Source organism: Flavobacteriales bacterium, from assembly GCA_013214975.1.
In the GTDB taxonomy this organism is placed as follows: domain Bacteria; phylum Bacteroidota; class Bacteroidia; order DT-38; family DT-38; genus DT-38.
In genome coordinates this window covers 1-12,213 of record JABSPR010000049.1, presented here as the reverse complement: position 1 = coordinate 12,213, position 12,213 = coordinate 1, and the positions used below count along the sequence as shown (strand labels likewise).

Annotated in this window: 15 protein-coding genes; 6 read left to right on the top strand and 9 right to left on the bottom strand. The window is 35.9% G+C overall.

Going from position 1 to position 12,213, the window contains the following annotated elements:
- The 3 genes from HRT72_02885 to trmB all read right to left on the bottom strand — a co-directional run.
- Nucleotides 1-364 (bottom strand): DUF59 domain-containing protein (locus tag HRT72_02885; protein NQY66656.1); only part of this gene is annotated, 364 nt, incomplete at its 3' end.
- 42 nt (nt 365-406) lie between these two features.
- Nucleotides 407-742, bottom strand: a complete 336-nt coding sequence (locus HRT72_02880; GenBank protein NQY66655.1) for an MGMT family protein — start codon at nt 740-742, stop codon at nt 407-409.
- Nucleotides 739-1,404, bottom strand: coding sequence for a tRNA (guanosine(46)-N7)-methyltransferase TrmB (gene trmB, locus HRT72_02875; GenBank protein ID NQY66654.1), 666 nt, complete (start codon nt 1,402-1,404; stop codon nt 739-741). Before trmB ends, HRT72_02880 begins: the two co-directional genes overlap by 4 nt.
- A gap of 93 nt (nt 1,405-1,497) precedes the next feature.
- Here trmB and HRT72_02870 point away from each other — a divergent pair, with 93 nt between their 5' ends.
- Entirely contained in the window at nt 1,498-2,586 is a 1,089-nt protein-coding gene (locus HRT72_02870) for a glycosyltransferase (GenBank protein NQY66653.1), read from the top strand.
- 83 nt (nt 2,587-2,669) lie between these two features.
- Nucleotides 2,670-4,367 carry a Na/Pi cotransporter family protein gene (locus HRT72_02865; GenBank protein NQY66652.1) on the top strand — a complete coding sequence of 566 codons (1,698 nt, stop codon included), beginning with the start codon at nt 2,670-2,672 and terminating at the stop codon, nt 4,365-4,367.
- Here HRT72_02865 and HRT72_02860 read toward each other — a convergent pair.
- Entirely contained in the window at nt 4,364-4,864 is a 501-nt protein-coding gene (locus HRT72_02860) for a hypothetical protein (GenBank protein NQY66651.1), read from the bottom strand. The genes HRT72_02865 and HRT72_02860 overlap by 4 nt on opposite strands.
- Nucleotides 4,865-4,921: 57 nt before the next feature.
- Here HRT72_02860 and HRT72_02855 point away from each other — a divergent pair, with 57 nt between their 5' ends.
- The gene (locus tag HRT72_02855; GenBank protein NQY66650.1) at nt 4,922-5,920 is read left to right on the top strand and encodes an acyl transferase; all 999 of its coding nucleotides are present in this window, start codon (nt 4,922-4,924) and stop codon (nt 5,918-5,920) included.
- Between the two features lie 38 nt (nt 5,921-5,958).
- On the opposite strand, the gene HRT72_02850 is transcribed toward HRT72_02855, so the two are convergent.
- Nucleotides 5,959-6,231: a hypothetical protein gene (locus HRT72_02850; protein ID NQY66649.1), complete on the bottom strand. Its 273-nt coding sequence runs from the start codon at nt 6,229-6,231 to the stop codon at nt 5,959-5,961.
- A 161-nt stretch (nt 6,232-6,392) separates the two neighbouring features.
- Nucleotides 6,393-6,836 carry a hypothetical protein gene (locus tag HRT72_02845; GenBank protein ID NQY66648.1) on the bottom strand — a complete coding sequence of 148 codons (444 nt, stop codon included), beginning with the start codon at nt 6,834-6,836 and terminating at the stop codon, nt 6,393-6,395.
- Between the two features lie 181 nt (nt 6,837-7,017).
- Between HRT72_02845 and HRT72_02840 the strand changes: the two genes are divergently transcribed.
- On the top strand, nt 7,018-7,254 hold the full coding sequence (locus tag HRT72_02840) for a hypothetical protein (GenBank protein ID NQY66647.1): 237 nt from the start codon (nt 7,018-7,020) through the stop codon (nt 7,252-7,254).
- A gap of 61 nt (nt 7,255-7,315) precedes the next feature.
- On the opposite strand, the gene HRT72_02835 is transcribed toward HRT72_02840, so the two are convergent.
- The 3 genes from HRT72_02835 to HRT72_02825 form a co-directional block, all read right to left on the bottom strand.
- On the bottom strand, nt 7,316-7,948 hold the full coding sequence (locus HRT72_02835) for a hypothetical protein (protein ID NQY66646.1): 633 nt from the start codon (nt 7,946-7,948) through the stop codon (nt 7,316-7,318).
- Between the two features lie 185 nt (nt 7,949-8,133).
- Nucleotides 8,134-9,195: a TIGR03032 family protein gene (locus HRT72_02830; protein ID NQY66645.1), complete on the bottom strand. Its 1,062-nt coding sequence runs from the start codon at nt 9,193-9,195 to the stop codon at nt 8,134-8,136.
- 271 nt (nt 9,196-9,466) lie between these two features.
- Nucleotides 9,467-9,670 (bottom strand): response regulator, encoded by a 204-nt coding sequence (locus HRT72_02825; GenBank protein NQY66644.1) that lies wholly within the window; start codon nt 9,668-9,670, stop codon nt 9,467-9,469.
- A gap of 160 nt (nt 9,671-9,830) precedes the next feature.
- Here HRT72_02825 and HRT72_02820 point away from each other — a divergent pair, with 160 nt between their 5' ends.
- Together HRT72_02820 and HRT72_02815 are read left to right on the top strand one after the other, a co-directional pair.
- Complete coding sequence (locus HRT72_02820; GenBank protein NQY66643.1) at nt 9,831-10,661, top strand: hypothetical protein; 831 nt, start codon at nt 9,831-9,833, stop codon at nt 10,659-10,661.
- A partial coding sequence (locus HRT72_02815; protein ID NQY66642.1) for a metallophosphoesterase occupies nt 10,651-12,213 on the top strand: 1,563 nt, incomplete at its 3' end. The genes HRT72_02820 and HRT72_02815, both read left to right, overlap by 11 nt.

Sequence of the window (12,213 nt, the reverse complement as noted above, 5' to 3'; positions counted from 1 at the left end):
CCGCTAGGTTACTTGCCACGGTAGATTTCCCAACGCCTCCTTTTCCAGATGCAACTGCTATAATGTTTTTTACTCCTGGAAGTACTGTACGATGTTCGGGACTTCTTTCTGAAGCTTGCCCCATTCCTGAAATAGTAACTATTACTTCTCCAACATTTTTGTAAAAACGGTCTATGGCATGCACACATGCCTCTTCCATTCTTTTTTTATTGTGTAATGCCGGGTTGCTAACTTTTACATCAAACCTTATTCCTTTCTCGTCTATTTCGATGTTCGATACGAGGTCTAATTCAATGATGTCTTTTTTTAAATCTGGCTCGATAACGTAGCTCAGTGCTTTTAGAACATCTTCTTTTAATATCATTGGATACAGTATTTATTGAGGTGCAAAATTATACAATTTTAACTACCGTTCTAAGTCTAATTCTGTGTTTGGATCCCAGAAAACCGTAGAGAAATTCTGAATCGTATCATCTTTAATTGTTAAGCCTTCGGCCTCTAATTTGGTTTGCATCTCAAAAGGCGATGGAAAATTGTTTTTACCCGTAAGTGCTCCGATTCTATTTACAACACGATGTGCTGGAACGATTTCTTTTTGAGAATGAGAATTATTCATTGCCCAACCCACCATTTGTGCTCCTCTTGCAGAACCCAAATATTTTGCAATTGCTCCATATGAAGACGCTCTGCTATGTGGAATAAGTTTCACAACTGAATATACATCTTGGAAGAAATCGCTCATTTAAATAAGTAATTCAAATAGCAAATATTTAATCCTTCTTTGAGATAGATGTTTTCGTAATAAGTTTTTACATCCAAGATCTCCATATGTTCTCCGGCATAAAGATTATTAGTAGCTATTAAGATTTCTAACTTTAATTCTTCAGCAACTTCTTTACTGTACTCAAACATCGGTTCACTGTCCGTTTTGAGGTGAACTTTAGAACCCTGTTTTAAAAAAGAACGATATAAATCGAGAAACCCAGGAGAGGTAAGTCGTTTTTGAATTCTGCTTTTTTTCAATTGAGGATCGGGAAAAGTAAACCAAAGTTCATCTATCTCATCCTTGGCAAAAAAGAGATTTATCCTTTCAATATAGGTTCTAATGAAAGCGGCGTTTGTAAGTTTATTATTTAAAGCGTTTTTGGCACCATGGTATAATCTTTCACCGCGAACATCAACTCCTATGTAGTTTTTATCTGGATTCCTTTCTGCAAGAGCTACCGAGTATTCTCCTTTTCCACAGCCCAATTCCAACACAATAGGGTTGTCGTTTTTGAAATATTCTTTTGCCCACTTTCCTTGTAATCGAAATCCATCTTTGATTTCGTCCATGTCCTGTTGAAATACATTGTCAAATGTTTTTAATGCTTCAAAGCGCATTAATTTGTTTTTGCCTGCCACTTTCTATTTTTTTGTTAAATATTGGGATTTCGATTTTTCATAGGTACATAGTATAAATCGTTTAACTTTAATGAAGACAAATTTAATTTATTCTTGTCCAAAAAATTAAAAGTTTTAATTGCTCCATTAGATTGGGGGTTGGGTCATGCAACAAGATGTATTCCCATTATCCGCGCATTAATTGTTCTGGGTCATACTGTTGTAATTGCAACCGATCGAGATCCAATGAGATTGCTTAAACAAGAATTTCCAGAATTGGATTTTTTCCCTTTACCTGGATATGATGTTCGATATGCTAAGAAATGGTTGAAACTAAAAATGGTTCTGAATATTCCTAAAATATTATTGAGAATAGGCGATGAAGGCAAAATACTAGAAAAAATAGTAGCAGAGAATAAGGTTGATTTTGTGATATCGGATAACCGGTTTGGACTAACATCTTCGAAAGTGCCGAATGTTTTTATTACGCATCAGGTAGAGATACAAACACCCGTCTTTCAAAAAGCAATGAACCAGTTAAATAGAAAATATATAAACGAATTTGATGAATGCTGGATTCCGGATTATTCAGGAGACAATAACCTAAGTGGAAAATTGAGCGCTTCAGAAGCATTAAAAAACAGGGTTAAATTCATTGGACCATTGTCTCGGTTTTCGTACAAGAATAAGGAATGCAAATCTATCTATAAGTGCATGGCAATTGTTAGTGGTCCTGAACCTCAAAGAACAATTTTTGAGAAATTAGTATATCAAGAGTTAAAGGAATTGAGTGGGAAATCACTTCTTGTGAGAGGTATATTAGATGAAAATGAGCCAGTAAGAGGAGGTAATGTTACCATTGTTTCACATTTGGGATCGGAGGAGATGCAGCACGCAATAGAGCAGTCGGATTATATAATTTCTCGATCGGGATATTCTACTATCATGGATTTGACTACCCTTAAGAAGAAGGCAATATTGGTTCCAACAGAGGGACAAACAGAACAGGAATATTTAGCTGATTATCATGACGGTAGAGAGAATTTTATTTGTGTATCTCAATCAAAACTGAATATAAAAAATTGCATTAATAGATTAGAAGTGTTGAATGACGCTAATATTGAAAGGCAATATATAGATATTCAGTCTGTTATTGCAACATCTATAGCCGAATTAACGTCTAACACCTCAAGCGAGAGTTAACATAAACTTAACATTGATTCCCTTCCCTTTTAATCTATCTGAAATAGCTTTGTTAGCATAGATTAAATCTAATTTTAACATAAATGGAATACGGATTTTTTGACTTTTTAAGACTTATTGGCGCGCTGGGATTCTTCATATATGGTATGAAGGTGATGAGCGAAGGGATACAAAAAGTTGCTGGTGAAAGGATGCGTGGAATATTAAGTGTTATGACGTCCAACCGGTTTCTCGGTGTTGGAACAGGGTTCTTAATTACTTGCTTAGTCCAATCATCTTCTGCTACTACAGTAATGGTGGTGAGTTTTGTAAATGCAGGATTACTTTCATTAGTAGAATCAGTAGGTGTTATTATGGGTGCCAATGTAGGTACAACGATTACGGCTTGGTTGATATCGATATTAGGTTTTAAAGTTAAAATGGCGGCAATTGCACTTCCTATAATTGCAATAGGATTTCCAATGATGTTCATGTCGAATATTAAACTAAAGCATACAGCGGAAATACTAATAGGTTTTGCCTTGTTATTTATGGGATTGGATGCATTGAAACATTCTGTTCCAGATTTGAAAGCGAATCCAGAGCTACTCGCTTTTTTTCAGGATTATACGGGTATGGGGTTCTTGTCTACATTGATGTTTGTGGGTGTAGGTACTGTGTTAACCGTGGTGGTTCAATCGTCTAGTGCGGCAATGGCTTTAACGCTAGTAATGTGTCACAATGGATGGATTCCTTTTGAGATTGCGGCCTCGATGGTATTAGGAGAAAATATAGGAACAACAATTACGGCTTATTTGGCCTCAATGATTGGAAACGTACATGCTAAAAGAGCAGCGAGAGCTCACTTTATCTTTAACATGTTTGGTGTGGTTTGGATGATTGGTCTGTTGCATTTTTTCTTGATAGGTATAGATAAATACATGATGTCGGAAAGTGGTGTTTCACCGTTAAGTGGCAATTCTCCAGAATCTATTCCAATTGCACTTTCTATTTTTCATAGTGTTTTCAATATACTGAATGTCCTTTTCTTAATTGGGTTTGTGCAATTTATTGTTAAGATAGTTGAGAAAATGATTCCATCTCAAGGAGAAGAAGATGAGCAACACCGATTAGAATTTATTGATGGGGGTATTACAGCAACTCCTGAAATAGCTATTTATAATGCGAAGCAGGAGGTAGCACATTTTGGTAGAGTTACTATGAAAATGCATGGCTTTATGTGTGAGTTGGTAAGTAACACAGATAAAAAGCAGCGCCGTGTTATGATTGAAAAATTGGCCAAATATGAAGACATAACAGATAAAATTGAGATCGACGTTGCAGATTATTTGGCTAAAACGGCGCAGGTAGAGTTGTCGGAGCTGTCTTCTTTAAGGGTAAGAGGAATGCTTGGTATGATTACCGATATGGAGCGAATAGGGGATATCTATTATCAAATGTCGAAAGGGGTTGAGCGTATGTTAGATAAGGAAATCGCTTTACGCGAGGAGCAAAGAACTAATTTATCTAATATGTTTGTTTTGATGGAAAATGCCTTGAAGATAATGGTGGCTAACTTAGAAGCAGACGATACTACAGTGACTGTTGATGCGGCTATGGAAGCAGAGCTTGCAATTAATAAGTGCAGAAATGAGCTTAGAAAAATGCATTATAAGACGATTGAAACAGAAATGTATAATGTGGAAAACAGTATGATATATAATGACTTATTCTCTAGGTGCGAGAAGATTGGTGATCACATTATCAATGTTACAGAAGCTATAATAGGAGAGAAAGACTAATCAATTATTATATCTCCCGTGGAAGCAGTATTGCTATTGTTTCCAGTACGGTCAAATAACACAATATTATATTTTATTGTATCTCCAGAGATAGCTTTGGGGTCTATCCAAGGATTAACAATATTAACGGTAATAAACCCTTGTAGAACCTGATTCTGCCCAAGAGGAGTTACATCAGGCACTTGATAGTGTGGTACTATATAATTGGTATCCGATGGAGAAATAAAGGAATAGATATCTCTATAAACCCCATCTGCTTTCCTATAATATGTTAACTGCAAGTTTTTATCCGAACCTTTTGGAATCCCATTTCCATCTAATTTCACCCCAATATCCCCATCGCCGTCTTTAAATTCAATAGTTAAAAGAGCTCCGTTTTCTACATTAGTAAACGATTTAAAGGTAATGTGAGGAATTTCGGAGAAAATTGGCGTGTCATCACAGCCGAAACAGAGTGTGGTGAAAAGGAGTATATAAAAGAGATTTTTTAAAGGCATCGTGAACTAAAAATAACTAATTTTTCAGGATCTAAGCTTACCATAGAGATATACCTAATGGATCAAATACAGTTAAACGAATTTAAAGAGAAAGTATTTCAGATAAACACTTCTGATGTTTTTGATGCATGCGCTCTAGAACTCTTTCAGCACCAATACGAGAATTGTGCAGTTTATAAAACATATGTGGATGTTCTAAAAGTTGATCCATCATCTATTAAGAGTTCTTCCGATATCCCATTTTTACCTATAGAATTCTTTAAAACGAAAAAAATAATTTGCGGAGATAGGGAGATTGAAACTGTTTTTTATAGCAGCGGAACTGGTAATGAGGGACGAAGTGCTCACCATGTTTTAGATGTTAAGCTCTACGAAAAAAGTTTTCGGGCTGGCTTCGAACATGCTTATGGTGATATAGACGGGTATTGCTTTATGGTGCTTTTGCCAAGTTATTACGACAATGAAAATTCGTCTCTCATATACATGATGAGCGATCTTTTGGAGAAAACAGAAAAGAATGGGAGTGGAGTATTCGATAAGGATCCATCTTTATTGGAGAAGCATTTGAATAAAGTATTGAATGCTGGAAAACGAATGATTGTTGTTGGTGTGAGTTATGCTCTTTTAGATTTTGTAGAACTTGCCGATGTTGTAATGCCAGGGGCAATTATTATGGAAACTGGCGGAATGAAAGGAAGAAGGAAAGAGATGGTGAGATCCGAGATGCATCAAATTCTTAAGGATGGTTTTAAGGTTTGGGCAATTCAATCTGAATATGGAATGACAGAATTGTTATCTCAAGCTTATTCAAAAGCTAACGGGATTTTTAATTGTCCACCTTGGATGAAAGTTCTTATTAGAGATACGAATGATCCACTGTCTATTGTTGGTTCTGGAATTAACGGTGGTATTAATGTGATAGACCTAGCCAATGTACATTCTTGTGCATTTGTAGCGACCCAAGATATAGGTAAGCAAAATGATAAAGGCGCATTTGAAGTGTTAGGTCGTTTTGATAATAGTGATGCGCGAGGTTGTAATCTGATGCATCCTTAATTCATTGGGGCTCCATAGAAATCATGCGATGAACTTCTTCATTTTGGATTCCAATTAAGAAGAGGTTTCAATATTCCTGGCATAATCATTACATCAAATAATTCTTTAACCATATCTTCAATTTTGCATAGACTCTTCAATTTCCCCAGTGGTAATATTGATAATGCGTAAGCCATATTGGGCCTGGGTGTTTCTTCCTTTAAGATTCCCATCTTACACATAAAAGGAAAGTAGTGTGTATACACGAAGTGGTAAGCGTCGTCCGACCCTTCCTTAAGATACTTGCCAATATTTTCTTTAGTAACCTTCAAGCTACAAAATGATTTGTGACCAAAGGTATAAAATGTTAGCAGTTAGAAATTCCAAGCTATTTAGGTGAATATAAACTATCGGATTTTTCAGTCCATCCCTCTAAAGTTTCTTCAATAATATCTATAACAATTGGCCTTTTGAAGGGATTTAGACTTTTGTTTTAGAGGTGTGTATTTTTAAATTCCCAATTAATTCTTCGAAATAATTCAGATACTTTTAAGTCATTATTTCTAATAATAAGTTGTGTATCGCTAATCACTACATGGTCAAAATTGTTTAATAGAGACGGTTCTACCTTGATACCATTGAGTAAAATATTTGTACAATTCTCCGATTCTCCGAATAGCCAAGTGCGTCGATCACCATCGAGATTAACAGAAATAACATTGCTATCTTTCTCCATATCGTGATACATCAATGGATTAAATGCATAGCTGTCGAATACATATTTTATCGTAGAAAACGTGGTATTCACAACTAGGTCTAAATCGTATTCGTTAATCAAGATTCTAGTGCGGGCAGCTGATTCTATCAGTTTTTTATTACGTTCGACAGGGAAAGAAGATGCTAAGAAAACCTGTTCAGAATCTTCTTGAATATTCATATTTTTAATCGTAATGGTGGATATACAGATAATTAGAAGTGCAAATGTTAAGTATGGTTTTTGAGGTATAAATCGAAAAGAAAAATAGAGGGATAAAATAAGTAGGATAGGTACAGTGAGGTATAATCTGCTAGAAGAGAAAAAAATTCCGGTGCCGGGGTAAGATTCTTGAATTTTAGGAATGGCTAATGTGATAATTAACAGTGATAAGGCTGAGAAGATAAATATAGATTCTTTCTTATTTGATTTATACAATGTGAAAATTGCAAGTGCTAAGAATAAAGCAAGATACAATATTCCTACGTTGGATAAAAAAGGGAAAAGGTTTTCGAAAATATTAGCATTTTTAATGCTTTTTAAAAAGGTTTCTGAATCTATCGATATGCCAATTAGCTTATGTAACACGCGCTCGCTGTGAGTTACGTAGAACTGTTTGGCGAAGAAGTCAATTACGAAAAAAGGAATAACCAATAATGATTTTATGTAGAAAGAAACAGAATTGGTTGGTGTACGAACATCACCATACAGATAGGTACTATGAGCAGCGCAGAGCTAGGATTGGCTACTAAGCAAATTCCAGAAACGACATACAGTATTGTTACATTTCTTTTGTTCTGTGGATTAAAGAGGGGAATAAATAGTAGTGGAATAAATAGATTGGCTTGGGTACACCCTCTCGAAATAGTTGTAAGGAAATTGTATTCTAGTGGAAGAAGAACAGGGAATGTTAAGGTTAAATAGGCCCAGAATGGATAACCTCTTCTTGTGAAGTATACAGCTAGTGCAATGAATGGGATTATGGATAGTATTGTTGTTACTATTGGTAGAGCAATATAAACTGGAATATTTACCCAAAAGAGAGGAACGGCAAATAATGATTCGAGCATATAGTTGAAGGCTTGACCATAAAAAAATGGTTCATGAAATATTCCTTGAGAATAGTCTAGAACACCATTCCACATTACCATTTGATCCAGATCTGTGTAAACAAATCCAAAATATTTTAACGTATTGTATCTGTCGGAGAGAAGTATTAGTAAGAATATGCTAAAGAGAAACCATTTATTAGAACGGCTATCAAATTTCTTGATGCGAAATGTAGGTATATTCATGTTCACAAAGAGTTATTAAACTCTCTCCTGTTTTATTTGGACATTCAATAATGTCCTCTTTATATACTACCGTTAAAAATGATCAATATTTCTTTGTTGATTCCCAAACGATGTCTTCCAGCCACCAAATATACAAATCAGAAAATGGGGCGGACGAAGTCCGGTTCTGTCCTCGTTTTTCAGGATTAATTTCTCTTCTTAAGTGATCCGATGGTAACCATTTTATGAATATCCTTTTCTTCCGAACTTACCACTAAAGGGTTCTTTATCTGTGGCATGATCATGATGTCGAAAAGTTCCCGTACAACACCTTCTAGGTGGAGATGCTCCACAATTTTACCCGTTGCTAATTTTATAATTTTGAATCCGCACTTCGGTTTTGTGTTATGTGCCTTTAAGTTTTCATCTAGTTCTAAATCTTGAAAGAGCTTATTCTCTCTGTTTTTAGACATGCCCACAATAGCATAGTTTCCGATAAAGGTCAACCCTCGTAAAAACCCTGGACAAAAAGTAGTTCGGTTAAATGTTTTACTTTCTATATCAACATAACCAAGGTAGCCGGAGCCAGCTTCCAGAAGCCAAAGAGTTCCATTATGTATTCTTGGTGAGTGAGGCATAGAAAGACCTCTGCAAACAACTTCGTTGGTTAGCACATCCATTACAATTCCTCCAGAAGTTCGGTGATCTCTCCATGCTCCCTGTACATTTGTTTCGGCCACCATTGTAACATATTTAGGCACTTGGCCATCTGCTGCAAGCCCGTTTAAATGACATCGGTCTTCGGGAACTAAATCTGTAATAAAAGGAGGTTTCCAAATAGGAATAAAACTGTGTGTGTCGCTTATCGTACTTAGGCAATTAAACCTAGTATTCACAAAAACGGGCTTATCGTCAATTCCTATTATTAGATCATGCACCTCTAAATCACCAGTAGTGTACCCAACTTGTGGAACATATGCCTTGTCATGATTGTTGAACAATCTACCAGGTACAATACCATTATCTAGTCGCCAAATTTGAAAGAGAGTGCTTAGCCACATGGTCTCATCTTTTAAAGCGATCCCCATACATTTTCGAAAGCTATTAACCGATACGTTTACAGTTTTGTTAGGATTTACGCCAACCGTAACAACTTTACCCACTTGATAGGTAGTAAATGCCAGGCTAGTATTATTTTCAATTAGCCAAGAATATAAATTGGAAGAGGTGTTGACCTCTATCGTTTCTTCTTTTTCTTCTTCTGCCATTCTTGCTGATTCTATTGAATCCTAAATCTAATGAAACATTAAAGAATAAGGAAGGATTGAGTAGCTATGCGCTAATCTTAGACTTTGTACTTTTAGAAAGGTAAAACTCTCCATTGTATACTTTTTCAATACTGGTTACCCCTTTTTGTATTAAATATCCTTTATAAATATAGCCGTTTACGCCTCCTTCAATGGTCATTTCTATTAGTAAATGGCTGCTAAGCTTAGAAGAAAGAATAACTGTTTTAAGGAAGGGGTATAATATTTGAATTTATCGGACCAATTGTGATCCATTCATATTTGGCATGTTAATATCAAAAACAACAACATCAGGAGTGATGTGTTTAAGCATCGCAAGTGCGTTAACCCCGTTATCGGCTTGATAAACATCAATTCTGGGATATTTTGTTCTTAACTGTGAAATTAGAATCTCACGAGCCATTGGCTCATCATCTACTACAAGAATACTCTGCATTATCATATTAAATTTACCCCGAAGTATACGATGTAGAAAGTTGTCAGAGTGAGAAAAACTACGTAATTATTATATCATACTATTTATTGGTAAATTGAGACTATGAAATAGTTGTAATGTTCTAAATATTACAATTATACGATTGACGCAACGTTGAAAAATGATCTTTTATAAAAATATTATTTGTTCTTTTTCATTCTTACTTCCATTGTTGGTTCTAGCCCATGGAGATTTATCTGAACGCATAACTAATAAGAGCATGGAGATCTCTGTGGATACTAGCGATGCACACTTATATCTACAAAGAGGGTTTCTGTATTATCAGCACGAAGAATACGAACAAGCTTTAATGGATTATTCCAGATCGAAAGAATTTGGCAATCAAGAAAATGTACTAGAGTACAGAATTGCAGAGTCGTATGTTGCCTTGAATAATTATACTTCGGCACTGGATGCAATCAATAATTATAAAGATACCTCTGATGTAAAGATGAGAAAGCTTAGAGCACAAATATTATTAAAACTCAATAGATATGCGGAATCCCTTATCCACTATAAGTTCGTCGTAAACAATATTGTAGACATCACACCAAGCGATATAATTGAATACAGTGAAATATTATTGTTGGTTGATGCGACCGATTTTGAAGGAGCGGTTAATGCAATTGACGTTGGACTTAAGAAACTTGGTAGTACAGTAGTTACTTTGAGAACCAAGAAGATTGAGTATTTGATAAGTTCGAATCAATCCGATAAAGTAATTATTGAGTTTGATTCTTTAATCTCCGAGTATAATAGAAAGGAGTTTTGGTATTATAAGAAGGCTATTTATTTGCATGACTTAAAAAGGATATCGGATTGTGAAATAGCCATAGAACACGCGGATGCCTCCATTCAATTATTAAGTCCAAGGCATCGAGGTACACGAGCAATAAAGGAGTTGCAAAGCGATTTGTTAAGTTTAAAAACTAAACTAGATTATGAGAAATAAAGTAAAATATATTATTGCGTTAATGTTGTCATCCATGTTGGTTCAGGCCCAAGTAATAAGGGGACCATATTTACAATTAGGAACCTCATCTAGTGTTATAATTAAATGGAGAACGGACAGTGCTACGTTTGGAATAGTAAATTACGGTACTTCGCTTGGAGCATTAAATAGTAGTGTGTCGGATACGGTTGTAAATACTGACCATGAGTTAATGTTATCCGGGTTAACCCCCAATACAAAGTACTATTATGATATAGCGGATAGTTCATCCATAATTCTTGTTGCCGATACAAACATGTATTACATGTCTAGCCCCACAATCGGAACAAGCCAATTTACAAGAGCTTGGATTCTTGGAGATGCAGGTTGGTTTTGGGGGCCACAAACAGCAGCCAAAAATGCTTATTACAATTATGTAGATACTGTATCAATTAACCCAGGTCAAACCGATATGGTTTTATTATTAGGTGATAATGCGTATGATGATGGAACGGATACCGAGTATCAAACTGGTTTGTTTGATCCTTATGTCGACATGTTTAAAAAATCTGTTACATGGTCGTGCATTGGGAATCACGATGGATATTCGGCTTTTTCTAATTCTCAGACAGGTCCCTATTACGATATTTTCACCTTCCCAACGGCTGGTGAGGCAGGAGGAGTGGCATCAGGTACCGAGGCCTATTATTCATTCGATTATGGAAATATCCATTTCATTGTATTGGAGTCAAATTCGATGTCATTGAACCAAACACAAAAGGATTGGCTACTAATGGATATTCAGGCAACTACTCAAGATTGGATAATTGCTCTTTACCATCACGGTCCTTATACGCATGGAACTCATAATTCGGATACAGAAAGCGGACATGTAAATATGAGGGATTTTATTCAGCCAACCCTAGAGGCATATGGTATTGATGTTGGCTTGGCAGGTCATTCGCATGTATATGAGAGAACCTTTTTTATAAACGGCCATTATGGAAATTCAGGAACTTTTGACAAAGCCGAACATGTTATAGGATACAATGGTGAATTATCAGGAAGAGATGGAACGTCTGATGGAGCTTACGGAAAATCATTTACAGAAATGGAAGGCGCAGTTTATGTAACATCTGGATCTGCTTCGGGCGCGGAAGGAGGAACGCTTGATCATAATGCACATTATTATGCCGAGAGTACTACGGGAACTAGCGTGATTGAAACAGAACCTGATGGCATGGGAGGGGAGAAGCTTACACTTAAGTTTATTAGTGATAATGGAAGTGTTGACGACTATTTTACAATTCATAAAACGGTTTCTGGCGTGTTTGATTATGTTTTGTCATCGACTGGAGAATCTTGTCCTGGAGATTGTGATGGAAACGCATCTGTAGAAGTTTCTGGTGGAATTGGTCCTTACGATTACATGTGGTCTAATGGTGAATTGGGAGATGATGTTATAGCGGGAACATATTCTACGTCTTCTAATTTATGTCCGGGGACTTATACTGTTACAGTAACGGATGATGGAGGAAATGGGAATAGCTCAACTAAGAATATCGAAGTTGGT